Source organism: Paenibacillus sp. Soil522 (assembly GCF_001428245.1).
GTDB lineage: Bacteria > Bacillota > Bacilli > Paenibacillales > Paenibacillaceae > Pristimantibacillus.
In genome coordinates this window covers 26,991-44,556 of sequence record NZ_LMRV01000099.1, presented here as the reverse complement: position 1 = coordinate 44,556, position 17,566 = coordinate 26,991, and the positions used below count along the sequence as shown (strand labels likewise).

Here is a 17,566-nt window from a genome sequence, read left to right as displayed (position 1 = left end):
TGCTTTATTCCTCTTGCGAAGCACGTTCAATTTCGATATGCATGAAATCCCTTGCCGCCGTTACTGCATGAAAACGCACGGTAGCCTCCGCTTCCAACTGACTCAAATCCTCATTGCTGTATCTTCCGCTAAAATGTGTCATGACCAGGCGCTTCGCCTTAGCTTTTGCCGCCGTTTCTGCCGCATCTGCCGAAGTTGAGTGTCCGAACTCATACGCTTTCTCCTCCATGCCTGCGGCGAAGGTCGCTTCATGAACGAGCAAATCGGCGCCGGCTGCCAGCTTCAACGCATTATCGCATGGCTTAGTGTCCCCAAGCACCGTAATAATTCTGCCGATATGTGCGGGTCCGGTAACATCCTCCGTCCGGACGATCAACCCGTTCGGAGACGTAACCGGATGTCCCTGCTTGATTTTTCCGTACAGCGGCCCTTCCTCTATGCCAAGCTCTTTCAGCTTATTCACAAGCAGCTTTCCAGGCTGATTATGCTCTGTAATACGATAGCCGAAGCTGGTTACGCGATGCTCAAGCTGCAGGGCCTCCACCTTAAAGCGCTCATCTTCATAAATAATCCCTTCATCGCCTGTTATCTCATGGATGTTTAGCTCATAGTCCAGCCCAGTAGCGCTTATGTCAAATATCGTATCAATAAAGCGCTTTATGCCAGTCGGACCATAAAGCTGAACGGGAGTAACCCCGCCATCGAATGAACGGCTGCTTAACAAGCCCGGCAGACCGTAAATATGATCACCATGCAAATGTGTTATAAACACAGCCTCTAGCTTGTTAAGCTTCAGCGGCGTTCTCATAATCTGATGCTGCGCAGCTTCTCCTGCATCAAATAACCACCAGCTGTTACAAGGCTCAGGAAGCTGCAGCGCCATTGCAGTCACATTCCGATGCTTGGAGGGCCTGCCTGCACCCGTCCCCAAAAACCACATGTTCATAATCTCGTCCACCTCACTCATAGCGGCTGCTGCATCACTTGCCGAATTGAAACGAAGAGCCCTCTTAAGCTCGTATTACCGAACGCTCAAGGGCTCTTTTCAAATTATAACCTATAGTTTCTCCACGTTAAAATATTGCGCTTCCGGATGTGCGAATACCATCGCAGACACGGATGCTTCCGGCTCCATCATGCAGCCCTCCGTCAATTCGACGCCAATATCCTGCGGTCTCATTAAATCGAACAACGGCTCCTGATCTTCGAGGTTAGGACATGCCGGATAGCCGAATGATACGCGAATGCCTTGATAACGAGCGCCATGACGCTGCTTCATCGTCATTTCAGCCGGATCCGGGTAGCCGCATAGATCGCGCATCATATGATGTACGCGCTCAGCCATCCCTTCCGCTACTTCGAGTGCCACTGACTGCAGCGCATGCGACCGCAAATAATCGCCCTTATCCTTCCACTCATTCGCGAGCTCGCGAATGCCGTGGCCGGCCGTTACGACCAGGAAGCCTACATAATCCATCACGCCGCTTTCCACAGATTTCAAGAAATCCGCTAAGCATAAGTAAGGCTCAACCTGCTGGCGAGGAAATGTGAACCGCTTGATCTCCTGCTTGGAATCTACCGGATTATAGATAATAATATCGTTACCCGAGGATTGTGCCGGGAAGAAACGATACATACCGTGCGTTTTCAAAATCCCCTCAGTTGTTCCCTGTTTCAAAATTTCATCTACGGTTGCTTTGAGATGAAGCGCTTTTTCATTGCCTTCCTTAAGCAAGTTATCAACATTGCCTTTCAGTCCGAGGTGATGACCGAGCAGCATTTGCATATTCACATAAGGAATGACATGAGGAAGCGGTACATCACGCAGGATGTGACGATCTAAATCCGGCGGTGTGAACACAGGCGCATCCGGCGAAATTTTGGAACGTACGGCGCGTGTCAACTCAGGCAAAGGCTTCTTCTCTTCCTCATACAATCCGCCAGACGCTTTGAATGCGGCCATCTCGTCTTCAAGCCGTGATCGATGCCCGGGATCCATCAGCTTGTTCGCGATGTCCAGACCGTCCATCGCATCCTTCGCGTATAGAACCAGTCCATCATATTCCGGGCCGATTCTTGTTTTTGTAAATTTCCGCGTAAGCGCCGCGCCGCCAACAAGGATCGGTGCATCAATGCCGGCCGTACGCAAATCCTGCGCGGTAATAACCATTTGCTGCGCTGATTTAACAAGCAGGCCTGACAAGCCGATCGCATCGACCTTCTCTTTGCGGTAAGCTTCAATTAACTGCTCCGGCGGTACTTTAATGCCTAGATTTATTATTTTATAACCATTGTTAGACAAAATAATTTCAACAAGGTTTTTACCGATGTCATGCACATCGCCCTTAACCGTTGCCAAAATAATTTTACCTTTGACAGAGGTTTCATCCTTTTCCATAAACGACTCTAAGTAGGTTACAGATGCTTTCATAACCTCGGCGCTCTGCAGCACCTCCGCTACGATCAGTTCGTTGCCGTTGAATAAACGGCCGACTTCCTCCATCCCTCGCATAAGCGGTCCGTTTATGACATCCATGGCCGAGTATTTTTTTAGAGCCTCGTCCAAATCAGGGATGAGGCCTTCCTTCGTTCCCTCAACAACATATGAAGCCAGACGCTCCTCCAGGGATAGATTCGAAATTTTCTCTTTCTTCTCTACCTTCTTGTTGCGGAAAGCTGCAACGAAAGCAGCCAGCGTCTCATCAGTCGTGTTGTAGATCAGTTCCTCAGCCAAGCGCCGCTCTTCTTCTGGAATCGAAGCATAACGCTCCAGTTTCTCCGTGTTCACGATCGCGTAATCCAGACCCGCTTTTGTTGCATGGTATAAGTAGACGGAGTTAAGCACTTCACGTCCCGCATCCGGCAATCCGAAGGAAATGTTGCTGAGTCCGAGGATAGTCTTCGCAAGCGGAAACTTCTCTTTAATCATACGAATGCCTTCAAGCGTCTCTACGGCCGAACCGATGTATTGCGGATCGCCTGAGCCGACAGGGAACATATTCGGATCAAAAATGATATCCTCAGGGTTCATTTTATATTTCTGTGTCAGAAGGTTATAAGAACGCTCGGCAACCTCCAGCTTCGCTTGGCGGTTTACGGCTTGGCCGCGCTCATCGATGAGAATCATAACGACAGCAGCGCCATAGCGGTGAATTAACGGTAAAATTTTCTCAAACTTCGATTCGCCGTCCTCCAAGTTAATGGAGTTAATGATTGCCTTGCCCTGCGAATATTTTAGCCCCAGTTCAATAATATGATCATAGGTGGAGTCGAGCATCAAAGGCGCCTTGATTTTTTTCACAACCTGCGGCAAAAATTGCTGAACGGCATACGCCTCATCGATATCGGTATCCTGCAAGTTAATGTCGATTACATGTGCGCCGCCCTTAACCTGCGCTCTTGCGATTTCAGAGGCTTCATCGAACTTCTCTTCCTTCAGCAGCCGTTTGAATTTACGGGATCCGGAAATATTCGTACGCTCCCCGATCATGATCGGGCGATTTTCCGGCTCGATATATACGGTGTCTATACCTGATACTGCATTCGGGTGCTCCCCCATCTTCGTACGCGGAGCATAAGCAGCCATCGTCTCAGCCATAACCCGGATATGCTCAGGAGTCGTTCCGCAGCAGCCGCCGGCAATATTTAACCAGCCCATCTCAGCGAATGCCGACATTTTCTTGGCAAGCGATTCCGGTGATTCATGATAATGACCGTTCTCATCCGGCAGGCCGGCATTCGGATAGCAGCTTACTGCAGAGTCCGCAATTTCGCTGAGCGTCCGCAGGTGATCCCGCATAAATTCCGGGCCGGTTGCACAGTTCAGCCCGATCGAGATCGGCTTTAAATGCTCCAACGAAATATAGAACGATTCGATCGTTTGTCCGGCGAGCGTTGTGCCCATCGGTTCAATCGTACCGGAAATCATAATCGGAAGCTCCTTGCCAAGCTTGTCAAACGCATTGCGAATACCGATACTGCCTGCTTTTACATTGAGCGTATCCTGTGAAGTTTCAAGCAATAATGCATCCACGTCTGCTTCGATCAAAGCTAGCGCTTGCTCGTAATAGCTCTCTACAAGCTCGTCGAAGGTCACGCCTCCCGTTACCGATAAGGTTTTGGTCGTGGGACCAAGCGCTCCGGCTACGTAACGCGGCTTGTCGGGCGTGCTGTATTTGTCGCATGCATCACGAGCCAGCTTGGCTGCGGCTAAATTAATCTCTCTTGCTTTTTCCGGAATATCATAATCGGCCAATACGACGCTTGTAGCCCCGAACGTATTCGTTTCCAAAATGTCCGCGCCAGCCTCGAGGTATTGCTCGTGAATCGATTGTATGACATCAGGACGAGTCAGAACGAGCATTTCATTACAGCCGTCCAGCTCTGCTCCTCCAAAATCAGCTTCCTTCAAATCGGCCTGCTGAATCATCGTACCCATCGCGCCGTCCAAAATGAGTATGCGTTTCTGAAGCATTTGTTGAATGGTCGGTTTCGACAATTTACTACACCCTTCCCAAAATCATTAACAAATAGTTTATCAGAATACCCGTTATGTGAAAAGGTAAATCCATCGACATTCCATTTGATTTATTTTATAATTATTATATCATTTAATTTATATAGGAAAAGAGGGAATGTTCATGGCTGAGATAAGAATTCGCAATACAGAGGAACGGATTCAAGGGGAAGAGGCTGTCCGTGCATTTCTAGAGCAACAAGAGGTGCTTTACGAGCATTGGCAACCAAGCAAGCTAACAAAAGAATTACAACAAAAATTTGTTCTCTCTGATGAAGAGAAGCAGCAAATTTTAGCCACATATGATGATGAAATTCGTGACTTGGCTGAGCGTCGCGGTTATAAAACTTGGGATATTATCGCACTGTCCGATGCTACGCCTAACCTGGATGAGCTGCTTAAAAAATTCGAAAACGTGCACACGCATACCGAAGATGAAGTACGCGCCATTACTGCCGGACGCGGTATCTTCATTATTAAAGGAACGGACGACGTTGGTTATTTCGATGTTGAGCTGGAAGCTGGTGACGTTATATCCGTACCGGAATACAAACCGCATTTCTTCACGCTTATGGAAAACCGTCAAATCGTAGCCGTTCGTCTCTTCATCGAAACAGAAGGCTGGATCGCTCATCCTTATGCAGACGAGAAATTCGCATCCAAACAGGCATAATACGGATTTTAAAAAAATGCAAGCCCCTCGTTAGCTGTTAAAGCTGATGCAAGGGGCTTTTTATTGCTATTATTTAAGCCTCCAGCAGCTGCAGAAGCTCTTCTAAATGTTTAATTTCATGGGTTGGCACGATCTCGTCGTTGCGGACGGCACCGTGTCGGTTAATCCAAACCGAGGTCATTCCGATCGTATTTGCGCCCAAAATATCCGTCGTCAGCTTATCGCCAACCATGATGCCATGATCGGTTTCGATGCCAAGACGATCAAGCGCATGCTTAAAAATCGATGCGGCCGGCTTCCCTTCCCCGAACTCACCCGAAATTATAATATGGTCGAAATAAGGAATCAGTTCCGGTACGCCAGCAAGCTTCTCCCGCTGCAAATCAGGTGATCCGTTCGTCAGCAAAAGCAGCTTGTATTTACCCTTAAGCGCGCTTAGAACGCGAAATGTTTCTTCGTATACGATCGGACGCGAACGGCGTTCAGCCGGGAACTGCTCAGCTAGCTTGGCGCCAAGCTCCTCATTATCAATGCCAAGTGCACTTAAGCCTTGGGTCCACGCTGCTTTACGGTAACCCGGTGCAAGGCTCTCGAGCTTGCGGAATTCCTCTTGCTCGCCTTCGCGGAATGGCGCCCAAAGTCCTTCAAACGGGTTGATGCCGATCATCTTCGTAAACGCGTAAGTTTCATACGATTCATAGAGCGCTCGCGCTGCGGTGCGAACCGATTCCTCTAGTGCATCAGGATCAACTCCAGTCGCTGCCGCTGCCGTTTGGCACGTAGCTTCAAAGGCTTCCTTTACGCTGCGGTCATCCCACAACAATGTGTCATCCAGATCAAATAAAACTGCTTGTTTCGTCATCGTTGTTCGAACTCTCCTGCCTGTTTATTTTTGCTGAAAAGCAATATTGTTAGCTTGCGCGAAAACCTTCAGCTTCTCGCCAAGTTCTTCTGTCGGAAACCGGTTAGTCAATTTGGAGAATACCCAGTTTCCGCCTTTGTGCTGCTCCACGATTACATAGCCCTTTTGAATGAATATGCCTTTGATCGCGGATGCAGGAATACGTTTATCTCCTGTCATACGGCGGGACTGTACGAAATCTTTGCCTATCGTAATGTACGGTCTGCGGAAAAAGAATAGGATTGCCAGCAAAATATAGCATCCTACCGTGATCCAAAACATCGTGTCCATTTTAAACTCGGTAGAACTTTGCATCAGAATGACGTACATGCCAATAAATAAAATCAATAATATGGGAGCAATGAAATTACGCCCAATGATCTTCTCCGATTTATCGGCATTGAATACGATTTGACCATTGCCTTGCTTTTTGCGTTGCTTATTTACTACACTCATGTTTTTGCGCACCTTGCGCTCCCAGGAACGTGACAAGCTGACTCTCCTCCTAATTGAAACACTATTCAAACGGTCTGCGGAACTTATCGATGAAGCGATTCGGATAGTCATCCGGTAATGCGCTTATTTGTTCCAAGCGGTTCCATACCTCGCTTGGCATTTCCCAACCAATTGCTCCGATATTATCCTCGAATTGCTCTAATTTGCTGGCACCAAATATGGGTGATGTAATGCCTTCCCGCTGAATAAGCCATCTAAGCGCAACCTGAGCAGGTGTTTTACCAAGTTCGTTGGCTGCTTCAAGCAGAGCATCGAGGATTACGAAGTTTTTGTCTGAAGCACGGTTAATCCATGCGCTCTCCCCTACCTTTGAGGTTAAACGACCCTCTGTAGGCACTTCCCTGCTGTAGCGTCCGGTCAGAAAACCGCCGCCGACAGGAGCCCAAGGAATAATGCTTACCTTCTCCTCTTTGCAAAGCGACAGCATCTCGCGATCCATTTGTCTGCTCACTAAGCTGTATTGTGGCTGAATCGATACAAAACGTACGTATCTGTTAGCATCGCTATAAGCCAAAGACTTCATAAGCTGCCATGCAAAAAAATTTGAACACCCTATGTAACGCACCTTGCCGGAAGTAACGAGATCATCGAGTGTGCGAAGCGTCTCTTCAATCGGCGTTGCATGATCCCATACATGTACCTGATACAAGTCGATATAATCCGTCTGAAGCCGTTTTAGACTAGCATCAACCCCGTCCAAAATATGCTTGCGCGATAAGCCTACTCCATTGATATTGCTGGATGTGCTCATTCTCACCTTTGTGGCGAGGACGATGTCGGAACGTTTGTTTTTGATCGCTTTGCCAACGACCGCCTCAGAACGGCCGTTCACATATACGTCGGCTGTATCAAGAAAATTGCCGCCGCGGTCAACGAAACGATCGATCATTTCGATTGAGTCCGCTTCACTTGTCGTATTGCCGAATGTCATCGTTCCCAAACAAAGCTCGGATACGGCTAGTCCACTTTTCCCTAACAGATTATATTTCAACTAATCACCCTTTCGTGGATATTAAATGAGTACTGCTGACTTTCGTTAATGCTTGATATTATCATTATCTTCAACAATTTCAATCTTTTCCAGCTGCTGACGGAAATTGTTTTTGAAATTTTTTAAATACAGCTGGCGCAGCTCATTTCTTTCGGCAATTTCCGGCCCTGTCAGGCCTTCCGATTTATTTTTACGAGCGAGCTCGTTTATACGCTCAATAATTTTTGAAAATTCCATCCTTGCTAAACTCCTCTCATGTTGAAAAAAACTCTACTCTATAGTTTGACATTTCAGCCGTTCAATTGTCAAGGAGCAGAAGCGCCTTACCGGATAAAGTAACGAGCCTAAATCATATGCATAATTGCAAAAAAACTTTCTAAACAGGTAGATTCGCTTAATCTACTTGGCTTAGAAAGCTTTGATTGGGGGAAATCATATCTGTTACATTAAAATTGACGCCCTGATTACATACTTGGAATAATAAGCCTCTGCCCCGGCTTAATCTCTGCAGATTGCAGGTCATTACGATCTTTAATCAAATAAACGATGAATCGAATATCATTTCTGCCATCAGTATATTGCTTTGCTATCTCCCACAGCGTATCTCCCGAATGCACAATTATAATTTGTTCTTCCCCTGTCGCTTCTTCAGGGTGATTACCGGAAGCGTCTGTTCCCATAAGCAGAAAGCTAGTAAATAAAAGGGCGAATACTGCAGTGCAAACTACGGTCTTAGCTGCATGCCGCTTCAACAATCTCTTTATCAGATGGCTGAGCATAGTTGCTTTGCCTGCTTCTTGCTTATGAATCGTTCTATAAAAACTTGGACTGGTTATCATTTTTCAACACCCCAAACGTTTGTTCTGTTTTTAGATTACACGAACAAACGTTTGGTGTCAACGAAAAAATGCGAACCTCTGTACTTAAGAACTTATGTTTGTACGAACTCCGGTTCTATGTTATAATTTTTTACAAACCTACTAATGGAGTGATCGCAGTGTCGAAGATTTCGAACCGACAACATTCGATTCTTGAATTTATTAAGAATGAAGTCCGGGAGAAAGGATATCCACCCTCCGTTCGAGAAATCGGCGAAGCTGTTGGATTGTTATCCAGTTCAACCGTTCACGGTCATTTGGACCGCTTGGAGAAGAAAGGTCTAATCCGCCGAGATCCGACTAAACCTCGTGCTATTGAAATTTTAGATCAAGAAGGCGCGGACGGCATAATTCCCCTTTCCGTAACGAAAGTGCCGATTGTCGGTAAAGTTACAGCGGGTGTGCCTATTACAGCAACAGAGAACATCGAGGAGTACTTCCCGCTTCCTTCCCATTTCGTTGGTGACAGCAGTGTATTTATTCTGAATGTCATGGGCGAGAGTATGATAGAAGCAGGTATTCACGATGGCGATTACGTTATCGTTCGACAGCAGCAAACTGCAAATAACGGTGAAATCGTAGTGGCGATGACCGAGGATGATGAAGCAACGGTAAAGACGTTCTACAAGGAGAAAAATCACATCCGCTTGCAACCGGAAAATTCCACTATGCAGCCGATTTTACTCCAAAATGTAACGATTCTAGGCAAAGTCATCGGGCTTTTCCGCGATATTCATTAAACCAAAAATCAATTGCTTACATAAAGAAGAGGCTGAATCGTTGCATCATAGATTCAGCCTCTTCTTTAATAACGATTATACAACATGATCACCAAGTTTCCTTACATCCTATTCAGCTGTGACATACACCCAATCACTAAACGTTTAACTCGCATAACATACTATGTACTCAAAACGTAAGGAGGTGCATTGAAAAATGTCCGGTTACGTTGGTGGAATTTTTAATAACACAGGCACAATTTTGGTTCTTTTCATTTTGTTAGTTATTATCGCTTGCAGCTGCTCGGGATTCGGCTTCTAATTAATGTATGAAATCACAACTTCTTAACTTTATTTTACAACTTAACACATGAGACCCATACTTTGGGTCTTTTTGTATTTGTTAAGACTTAATACAACCTTATGTTGAATATGATCACTCAACTTAGGTAAGTTCGAACTCCGATTATCCGGGCTCAGGTTCCCGCTATTCTAGCTATATCCTTACTTTCAAGAATAGCACGCTCGCGGCCTGTTTGAGCAATGTGGATCATGGCAAGGCCGAGCTCCCTCAATGAAATGACATACTTAGGTAAAACAGCACGAAGCATCGGATACAGCAAGCTTAAAGCGGAGTAATAGCCATGCGTATTTTTTAATCCCTTTGTTGGATGAATATAACCTGGACGGAACATGTAAGCTCCTTTAAAAGGGAGCTGGAGCAGACGGTTTTCGGTTTTCCCTTTCACTCTAGCCCACATGCTTCTTCCCTGCTCAGTACTGTCTGTTCCGCTTCCGGACACATAACAGAAAATCATTTCTGGATTCAAGCTCGATAATAAGCTTGCCATGTGCAGTGTTAGGTCGTAAGTCAGCCGCTTGTATTCTTCTTCTTTCATACCAACTGATGACACGCCAAGACAAAAGTAACAGGCATTGTAATCATTCAGTTGCGGTGCAACTCCAGACAGGTCAAAAAAATTATTGTGCACGATTTCGCTTAATTTAATATGGGTTACACCGCACGGTTTTCGGTTGATGACGAGTACCCGCTCTACATCCGGATGTTGAAGACTTTCGTGCAGAACACCTTCCCCAACCATTCCGGTAGCACCAGTAATGATAACATTAATTTTTTTGGCCGACTCGTGATTCGATGCCTTAAACTCACTCATCCGTTTCACCCTGCTAACATGAATTTTGAATACCAAATTAATCGAATAATAGGTATTTTTAAATAATAAAGCATGAATCACCCTTAAATAGAAAAAAATCATCCCCCAAAGGAGTAAGGCAATGCACCGACGGGTACTTGCGATATCTGCTTTAGGGGATGCGTTTCTTATCATTATTTTACATTTACCTTTTAGTAAAGAGTCAAATATTGATCTCTTTCCCACTGGTGAACTTGGGTGCGGTACATATCCCATTCGATTTCTTTCAGTTCATAGAAATGTGCAAGCGCATGATCGCCTAGCGCATCACAAATGATGTCGCTTCTAAGCATTTCGTCAAGCGCTTCCTTCAAATCGAGCGGCAAGCTTGGAATACCTTCATCCTGACGTTCTTCTTCAGTCATGATATAAATGTTCCGGTCAGTCGGAGCCGGCAATGGCAGCTTGTTCTTAATACCGTCGAGACCTGCTTTAAGCATAACAGCCAAAGCCAAGTATGGGTTTGCAGCCGGGTCCGGATTACGCACCTCTACGCGAGTGCTTAGACCACGCGAAGCCGGAATACGAATCATTGGCGAACGGTTGCTTGCAGACCATGCTACGTAACAAGGCGCCTCATAGCCGGGTACAAGCCGTTTGTAGGAATTGATTGTCGGATTCGTGATTGCAGCCATCGCACGCGCGTGCAGCAAAATACCAGCCATATAATGACGAGCAACCGCACTGAGGCCAAGTTTATCCTTCTCGTCGTAAAACACGTTCGTATTGCCGTTGAATAACGATTGGTGACAGTGCATACCCGAGCCGTTCACGCCAAACAACGGTTTTGGCATAAACGATGCGTGCAAGCCATGCTCGCGGGCAATTGTTTTGACAACAAGCTTGAACGTTTGAATTTGATCCGCAGCCTTAATCGCGTCTGCATATTTAAAATCGATTTCATGCTGACCAGGGGCCACCTCATGGTGAGAAGCTTCAATCTCAAAGCCCATTTCTTCAAGCGTTAAAACGATTTCACGACGGCAGTTTTCACCCATATCCATCGGAGCTAAGTCGAAGTAACCACCTTGGTCATTAAGCTCTGTAGTCGGCTCTCCGCGCTCATCGGTTTTGAACAGGAAAAATTCAGGCTCCGGTCCGACATTCATTGCTGTATAACCAAGCTCTGCCGCTTCCTTCAAAGCACGCTTCAAAATACCGCGAGGATCTCCAGCGAAAGGCGTGCCATCCGGCATATAGATATCACAAATCAAACGGGCAACGCGATCTTGCGTTACCCATGGGAATACAACCCAAGTATCTAAGTCAGGGTACAAGTACATGTCGGATTCTTCTATACGCACATAACCTTCAATGGATGAGCCATCGAACATCATCTTATTATCAAGAGCTTTCTCAAGCTGGCTGAAAGGAATTTCGACGTTTTTAATTGTTCCTAGCAAATCCGTAAACTGCAAACGAATAAAACGTACATTTTGTTCCTTTGCAATACGTCTAATATCCTCTTTAGTGTAACTAGTGTAATTCACTGAATCATCTCCTTAGTTTGCTAATCGATTGTTATTATAGTCAAACTAGCGTTTATTTAAGAAACGAGTCAATTGACCTTGAATAAGCGACGCTTGACCCGGTCTCTTCTCCAATAATTGCTGTTTTAGCAAACGGTGCAGCTGCTGATCGGACAGCTCACGACGCTTCACTTCCGATTGCTCGCTTACAATGGTCGCATCGTCCGATTCCTTTGAAACCGGATTCATCACTTGCTTAATGCCAGCGATGTTAACACCCTTCTCAATCAATGATTTAATTTCCAAAAGCCGTTCTACGTCATTAAACGAAAATAACCGTTGGTTTCCTGCGGTTCTTGCAGGCACGATTAATTCATGCTGTTCGTAATACCGGATTTGGCGGGCTGTTAAATCCGTCAGCTTCATTACGATGCCGATGGGAAATAAGGCCATATTTCTGCGAATATCATCAGCCATGTCGCATCAACCTTCCAGTCGCTCATTTATAAGTTCATTCTATACGTTACAACATAAATGTGTCAAGTTATGTAAGGTTTAATCACAATTAAACCACTTTCCACAAGTCGAAATAACGCAGTCAGAATCCCATACTTTGCATGAGCGTACGTTAGGCCGCCTTGCATATATGCAATGTAAGGTTCACGTATGGGTGCGTCAGCTGACAGCTCAAGACTACCGCCCTGAATGAACGTTCCTGCCGCCATGATGACAGCATTCTCATAGCCAGGCATGTCCCACGGCTCAGGCACTACATGCGAATCTACCGCTGCAGCCTGCTGAATCCCTTGAACGAAAGCAATTAAGTGCTCAGCTTGTCCAAAACGAACAGCTTGAATAAGATCGGTTCGCGGCTCGTTCCATCGCGGCTTTGTCACGAATCCGAGCTCCTCAAACAGTGCAGCGGCCAACACGCTCCCTTTAATCGCTTGTCCCACTAAATGCGGTGCCAAAAATAGCCCTTGGAACATAAGGCGAAGCGTGCCTAACATGGCACCAACCTCGCCTCCGATGCCTGGAGCGGTCAATCGATAGGCTGCCGCTTCTACCGCCGAAGCCGTTCCGGCGATATAGCCCCCCGTTTCGGCCAAGCCTCCGCCCGGATTTTTGATCAGTGAGCCGGCCATTAAATCAACGCCAACCTGAGTAGGCTCCAGAAGCTCTGTAAATTCGCCGTAGCAATTGTCAACGAATACAAGCACGTCCGGCTTTAATGCTTTGACACGCTTGACCATATTTTCAATCTCAGACACGGTGAAAGAAGCTCTCCAATCGTAGCCGCGTGAGCGCTGAATGCCGATAACCTTCGTCTTATCCGTAATCGCTTGCTCGATAAGCTGCCAATCCAGGCTGCCATCCTCTTGCAGAGGAACCTCCGCATAGATGACTCCCCAGTCCTGCAAGGAGCCGGTACGATCACCAGGCTTCCCGATGACCTTGTGGAGTGTATCATAAGGTCTGCCCGTTACATAAAGCAGCTCCTCACCAGGCCGGAGCACACCAAACAATGCACAGCTGATCGTATGCGTGCCGGATACGAAGTGAGGCCTGACGAGCGCAGCTTCTGCACCAAACACGTCCGCGTAAACAAGATCAAGAATTTCACGTCCGCGATCGTTGTAACCATAGCCTGTCGAGCCTGTAAAATGAAAATCGCTCACATTGTGGCGCTGAAATGCTTCAATAACCTTCCATTGATTGCGTTCCGCTATCCTTTCCACGCTGCGAAAGGATTCTGCGGCAAGTCCTTCGGCCTGTTCGGCTAGCTGTTCCAGATGCTCCCATAGCTTCTGATTCTCATGTTGCACATTCATTCCGATATCTTCTCCCTCAAAGTTTTGCAAAGCAAAACTTACTTCGTAAGCATGTGCTTAGTTTTGCGAAGCAATATTCGCTTTGCAACCCAAGCTTCTCCCATGATCTACATTCGATTATTCCATATATTGCTTTAACCGTTGCCCATGCTGCTCATATTCTTGCTTGCTGACCTGTACCGTTAACCGCAGCAATTCCTCTTCAACCTCTTGATTAATAACTTCTCCGCTTCGATAGGCCAGCGCGATGAGGTCTCCTCGTTCAGCTGGAACGAGGAAGGTTAACGTATCTCCGCTCAGCTTATCTTGAATCGTTTGCTTCAGAAGCTCAAGATCATCAGCTTCATAGGCACTGATTACAAGGTTATCGCCGCTTGTAATCGGCAAATCGGCTAAAGTGCCGTTGTTTATGCACATATCCTTCTTGTTATAGACCATCACATAAGGCTTATCAGCTGCGCCGAGATCACCCAAAATTTTATTTACGACAGCAATCTGCTCATCCCGCATCGGCGAGCTGCTGTCAATAACATGGAGCACAAGATCGGCCTCGCAAACCTCCTCCAGCGTAGCTCGGAAAGCTGCAACAAGATCATGCGGCAAATTTTGAATGAAGCCTACCGTATCCGTAATTACGACTTCTCTGCCGTTCGGCAGCTCGAGCGTTCTTGATGTCGGATCAAGCGTTGCGAATAATTGATTCTCAACATAAACGTCAGCCTGCGTTAGCTCGCGCAGCAAGGTCGATTTGCCGGCATTCGTATAGCCGACCAACGCTACTTGGATAACACCCGATTTTTTGCGGCGCTCGCGATGCAGCTTCCGGTGACGAACGACTTCCTCAAGCAGCGTCTTGAGATCAAAAATGCGGTCACGAATATGACGGCGATCGGTTTCGAGCTTCGTTTCCCCTGGTCCACGCGTGCCTATTCCTCCGCCAAGCCGCGACAGATTTTTGCTTTGTCCGGAAAGACGCGGAAGCAGGTAGCTAAGCTGGGCCAGCTCGACCTGTATAATCCCTTCGCGCGTTTTGGCCCGCCCAGCGAAAATATCCAGGATCAGCTGGGTGCGATCAACTATTTTCAAATCGAGCGACTCCTCCAGGTTACGAACCTGAGCCCCCGAGAGTTCTTGGTCGAATATGGCAGTCGTAGCGCCAAGCTCATCGGCTAACGCCTTAACCTCCTCCACCTTGCCTTTACCGATAAACCACTTGGAATCGGCTGTTTCCTTATTTTGCGTTATCGTCGTAAGCACTTCGACTCCCGCTGTTTCCGTCAGCTGAACGAGCTCTTGAAGTGACATCTCGGGGTCTCCGCCATACCGCTTATCGTTAGAAGTGACCAAGCTTACCAAAATGGCCTTCTCAGTCATATTAGGGTTGGTATCGAATGTTTTCTCGCTCATCTCATACTCCTTCTTAAACTACGCCGTCATTATGACTTCGTGTCCCATTTCAAATCCTCAGGCCTAATCGTCATTAGCTCCTGCTTCGCGGGTACAGAACTGGCATATTGCGTAAGCAGACGAACGGCCTGAAACCTGATCGCCTTCTCAATCGAATTTCTGACATATCTGGCATTGCTGAACGAAAACATCGTGCCCAGCTTCTCCTGCATCAAATGCTGCCTTAATTTAAATATGGTCTGAGGCAGCAAAATATAATCACGGTCTTTAGCCATGAGCTCGCTAATCTGAATCAATTGATCGACCGAATAATCCGGGAATTCAATTTGGATCGGAAACCGCGATGGCAAGCCGGGATTCGTAAGCAAGAAATCTTCGATTTCGGCAGGATAACCTGCGAGTATAAGCACAAATTGATTTTTATGATCCTCCATAGCTTTTACAAGCGTATCGATAGCTTCCTTGCCAAAATCCTTCTCGCCGCCGCGAGCAAGGCTATACGCTTCATCCACGAACAATACGCCGCCGATTGCTTTGCGCACGAGATCACGCGTCTTCTGCGCCGTATGTCCGATATATTCACCGACCAGATCTGCTCGTTCCACCTCGATTAAATGTCCCTTGGTCAGGACACCCATCTTCTGAAACAGCTTTGCTACGATTCGGGCGATGGTCGTTTTCCCTGTCCCCGGATTACCCTTGAAAATCATATGATACACATGAGAGCCGCCAAATAAACCAGCTTCAGTACGCATCCGGCTAATATAGAGCAAGGCATATATTTCGTAAACGAGTGATTTTACATTTTCCATGCCGATCATCGGCTCGAGCTCTTTCTGGATGTCGGCATAATGATCCACGCTTGGCAGCGGCTTTACCGCCGGGAGCGGTTCCGTCTCTAAGGCATGAGCAGATGCTCCTGTCTGAAAGGTTTCTTGGCTTCTAAGGACCACATTAATTTGACGGGAAGGCCTTGCGGAGCCATTTCCGGGTCCCGATATGACGTGTCCATTCATTTTGTCGCATCACCTATCCTTTGCATCGAAAGCTGTAGCGGCTGACCGCACTACAAGTTTATTCTAGCTTGCAGCAGCATATTAGCAGATTTACAGCGCCGAATCAGAAGAGCGGATACCTAAAGCGAGGAGCAGCGAGTCAACCTTCCATTTGGTGAAAGCAAGTACTTCGCGCGACTCATTATATACAGGGTTAAGCACCTTTGACTTTGTAGCAGCCACTTGAAACTGCTCAAAATCAAGCTTTTTGGCAATTTCATTCGATCTTGCCGCATGATAATCATGCGTGATGACAATTAGTTTCTCCAGTTTATGCTGCTCTGCGATCAGCTTGCTGAAGGAAAGGTTTTCGTATGTACTGGTCGATTTTTTTTCTAGCAACAGCTTGTCAGCTGAAATACCTTTTGCAATTAAATAGTCGCGCATACCCTCGGCCTCCGTCTTGACCGAACCGTTGCCGTCATGGCCACCTGACAATATAAGCTTGTCCACCGTTCCGGACTCATACAATAATAATGCGAAATTTAAGCGTTCCTTTAGAGCCGGGCTCGGTACGTCATTCCATAAGGCAGCCCCCAGCACGATACCGGCATCAGCCTTGGCTACAGGCTTATTCGCCTCGAATCCATTAATTAACCACAATAAATAACCGCACCAAAACACACCTGCACAAATGATCCAGGCAACAACACGAAACAGGAGCAGCCACGGACGATTTTTTTTCATTCGTTTACGTGTTCTGCTCCTCCGACCAGTAGCCGTATTCATGATTCGCTTAATTCCCCGGTTCTCTCGAGCAAGCTTTTCCGGTGTTTGAGACTGAGCGTAAAATAACGGAATCGGCCATTGCGGATACTCGATAGTAATTTACCGGCCGTTTTGCGCGCGAGTGCTACATCTTTTCCATTGACGTCACCCTGTCTTAATGCCTCTTCCAGCTCATCTTCATCCATGAGGAACACTTCTCCGCTCGGCAGCACAACAACATCCAAATAAAGATCATCGAACCAAGGCACCTGTTGATCCGTTAAGCCTTGCGTTTTGCACACATCGATATACCATTGCACGACGCGTCCCTTATCATCAAACATCGTCGTTACGACAAAATGCTCGCCTCTTGGAAAATGCTGCATCCATAAGTAACCGCGATCGGCCAAACAAAGCCTCCGTCCGTTATATTCCTTCCATAACGGCTCACGCAATTCATGAATCCGGTAAAACGTAACGAGACCTTTGAACTCATCGCCGTCAAGCGCTAGGCATGAATAGCTTTTGCGCAAGATACGCCGCCAGTTGGCCCGGTCTGAAAATTTTCTCTTCATACGGAACGTACCTTTCCGTTCATTTGGGAAAAGCTCGAAATGCCTGCATACCACTACTTGGCTTAGTAAAAGCAACGAACACATCGCGACTGACGACAGTTGAAATTAACCT

General features: G+C 46.8%; 17 protein-coding genes. 2 read left to right on the top strand and 15 right to left on the bottom strand.

Annotated elements, in window-relative coordinates:
• Positions 1-4: 4 nt before the first annotated feature.
• Both rnz and metH read right to left on the bottom strand, forming a co-directional pair.
• Positions 5-946, bottom strand: a complete 942-nt coding sequence (gene rnz / locus ASG81_RS27185; protein WP_056642072.1) for a ribonuclease Z — start codon at positions 944-946, stop codon at positions 5-7.
• 111 nt (positions 947-1,057) lie between these two features.
• On the bottom strand, positions 1,058-4,474 hold the full coding sequence (metH, locus tag ASG81_RS27180) for a methionine synthase (RefSeq protein ID WP_442952969.1): 3,417 nt from the start codon (positions 4,472-4,474) through the stop codon (positions 1,058-1,060).
• Positions 4,475-4,640: 166 nt separating this feature from the next.
• On the opposite strand from metH, the gene ASG81_RS27175 reads away from it, so the two are divergent.
• Entirely contained in the window at positions 4,641-5,189 is a 549-nt protein-coding gene (locus ASG81_RS27175; RefSeq protein ID WP_056642066.1) for a 1,2-dihydroxy-3-keto-5-methylthiopentene dioxygenase, read from the top strand.
• Positions 5,190-5,262: 73 nt separating this feature from the next.
• On the opposite strand, the gene ASG81_RS27170 is transcribed toward ASG81_RS27175, so the two are convergent.
• The 5 genes from ASG81_RS27170 to yneA all read right to left on the bottom strand — a co-directional run bounded on the left by ASG81_RS27170 (position 5,263) and on the right by yneA (position 8,436).
• Positions 5,263-6,051 carry an HAD family hydrolase gene (locus tag ASG81_RS27170; protein ID WP_056642061.1) on the bottom strand — a complete coding sequence of 263 codons (789 nt, stop codon included), beginning with the start codon at positions 6,049-6,051 and terminating at the stop codon, positions 5,263-5,265.
• Positions 6,052-6,075: 24 nt separating this feature from the next.
• Positions 6,076-6,582, bottom strand: a complete 507-nt coding sequence (locus ASG81_RS27165; protein ID WP_056642059.1) for a hypothetical protein — start codon at positions 6,580-6,582, stop codon at positions 6,076-6,078.
• 25 nt (positions 6,583-6,607) lie between these two features.
• The gene (locus ASG81_RS27160; RefSeq protein WP_056642056.1) at positions 6,608-7,597 is read right to left on the bottom strand and encodes an aldo/keto reductase; all 990 of its coding nucleotides are present in this window, start codon (positions 7,595-7,597) and stop codon (positions 6,608-6,610) included.
• Between the two features lie 45 nt (positions 7,598-7,642).
• Entirely contained in the window at positions 7,643-7,834 is a 192-nt protein-coding gene (locus ASG81_RS27155) for a DUF896 domain-containing protein (protein WP_056642053.1), read from the bottom strand.
• Positions 7,835-8,061: 227 nt separating this feature from the next.
• Entirely contained in the window at positions 8,062-8,436 is a 375-nt protein-coding gene (yneA, locus tag ASG81_RS27150; protein WP_056642051.1) for a cell division suppressor protein YneA, read from the bottom strand.
• A 158-nt stretch (positions 8,437-8,594) separates the two neighbouring features.
• Here yneA and lexA point away from each other — a divergent pair, with 158 nt between their 5' ends.
• Positions 8,595-9,215 carry a transcriptional repressor LexA gene (gene lexA / locus ASG81_RS27145; protein WP_056642045.1) on the top strand — a complete coding sequence of 207 codons (621 nt, stop codon included), beginning with the start codon at positions 8,595-8,597 and terminating at the stop codon, positions 9,213-9,215.
• A 455-nt stretch (positions 9,216-9,670) separates the two neighbouring features.
• Here the strand turns inward: lexA and ASG81_RS27140 are convergent, their stop codons facing one another.
• The 8 genes from ASG81_RS27140 to ASG81_RS27105 all read right to left on the bottom strand — a co-directional run bounded on the left by ASG81_RS27140 (position 9,671) and on the right by ASG81_RS27105 (position 17,454).
• Positions 9,671-10,369 carry an epimerase gene (locus ASG81_RS27140; RefSeq protein ID WP_056642507.1) on the bottom strand — a complete coding sequence of 233 codons (699 nt, stop codon included), beginning with the start codon at positions 10,367-10,369 and terminating at the stop codon, positions 9,671-9,673.
• Positions 10,370-10,560: 191 nt separating this feature from the next.
• Positions 10,561-11,898 (bottom strand): type I glutamate--ammonia ligase, encoded by a 1,338-nt coding sequence (gene glnA / locus ASG81_RS27135; RefSeq protein WP_056642043.1) that lies wholly within the window; start codon positions 11,896-11,898, stop codon positions 10,561-10,563.
• Positions 11,899-11,943: 45 nt separating this feature from the next.
• Positions 11,944-12,354 carry a MerR family transcriptional regulator gene (locus ASG81_RS27130; protein ID WP_053376247.1) on the bottom strand — a complete coding sequence of 137 codons (411 nt, stop codon included), beginning with the start codon at positions 12,352-12,354 and terminating at the stop codon, positions 11,944-11,946.
• Between the two features lie 62 nt (positions 12,355-12,416).
• Positions 12,417-13,709: a methionine gamma-lyase family protein gene (locus ASG81_RS27125; protein ID WP_056642040.1), complete on the bottom strand. Its 1,293-nt coding sequence runs from the start codon at positions 13,707-13,709 to the stop codon at positions 12,417-12,419.
• 117 nt (positions 13,710-13,826) lie between these two features.
• Positions 13,827-15,116 (bottom strand): GTPase HflX, encoded by a 1,290-nt coding sequence (gene hflX, locus ASG81_RS27120; RefSeq protein WP_056642036.1) that lies wholly within the window; start codon positions 15,114-15,116, stop codon positions 13,827-13,829.
• Between the two features lie 29 nt (positions 15,117-15,145).
• Entirely contained in the window at positions 15,146-16,132 is a 987-nt protein-coding gene (locus ASG81_RS27115) for an AAA family ATPase (protein WP_056642034.1), read from the bottom strand.
• Positions 16,133-16,222: 90 nt separating this feature from the next.
• Entirely contained in the window at positions 16,223-16,858 is a 636-nt protein-coding gene (locus ASG81_RS27110; RefSeq protein ID WP_235549050.1) for a YdcF family protein, read from the bottom strand.
• 38 nt (positions 16,859-16,896) lie between these two features.
• Positions 16,897-17,454 carry a DUF402 domain-containing protein gene (locus ASG81_RS27105; RefSeq protein ID WP_056642024.1) on the bottom strand — a complete coding sequence of 186 codons (558 nt, stop codon included), beginning with the start codon at positions 17,452-17,454 and terminating at the stop codon, positions 16,897-16,899.
• Between the last annotated feature and the right edge of the window lie 112 nt (positions 17,455-17,566).

Excerpts from the sequence above, each read along its gene's own strand:
- rnz (WP_056642072.1), bottom strand. The coding sequence starts at position 946 with ATGAACATGTGGTTTTTGGGGACGGGTGCAGGCAGGCCCTCCAAGCAT.
- metH (WP_442952969.1), bottom strand. The coding sequence starts at position 4,474 with ATGCTTCAGAAACGCATACTCATTTTGGACGGCGCGATGGGTACGATG.
- ASG81_RS27175 (WP_056642066.1), top strand. The coding sequence starts at position 4,641 with ATGGCTGAGATAAGAATTCGCAATACAGAGGAACGGATTCAAGGGGAA.
- ASG81_RS27170 (WP_056642061.1), bottom strand. The coding sequence starts at position 6,051 with ATGACGAAACAAGCAGTTTTATTTGATCTGGATGACACATTGTTGTGG.
- ASG81_RS27155 (WP_056642053.1), bottom strand. The coding sequence starts at position 7,834 with ATGGAATTTTCAAAAATTATTGAGCGTATAAACGAGCTCGCTCGTAAA.
- yneA (WP_056642051.1), bottom strand. The coding sequence starts at position 8,436 with ATGATAACCAGTCCAAGTTTTTATAGAACGATTCATAAGCAAGAAGCA.
- ASG81_RS27140 (WP_056642507.1), bottom strand. The coding sequence starts at position 10,369 with ATGAGTGAGTTTAAGGCATCGAATCACGAGTCGGCCAAAAAAATTAAT.
- ASG81_RS27130 (WP_053376247.1), bottom strand. The coding sequence starts at position 12,354 with ATGGCTGATGATATTCGCAGAAATATGGCCTTATTTCCCATCGGCATC.
- ASG81_RS27125 (WP_056642040.1), bottom strand. The coding sequence starts at position 13,709 with ATGAATGTGCAACATGAGAATCAGAAGCTATGGGAGCATCTGGAACAG.
- hflX (WP_056642036.1), bottom strand. The coding sequence starts at position 15,116 with ATGAGCGAGAAAACATTCGATACCAACCCTAATATGACTGAGAAGGCC.
- ASG81_RS27115 (WP_056642034.1), bottom strand. The coding sequence starts at position 16,132 with ATGAATGGACACGTCATATCGGGACCCGGAAATGGCTCCGCAAGGCCT.
- ASG81_RS27110 (WP_235549050.1), bottom strand. The coding sequence starts at position 16,858 with ATGAAAAAAAATCGTCCGTGGCTGCTCCTGTTTCGTGTTGTTGCCTGG.
- ASG81_RS27105 (WP_056642024.1), bottom strand. The coding sequence starts at position 17,454 with ATGAAGAGAAAATTTTCAGACCGGGCCAACTGGCGGCGTATCTTGCGC.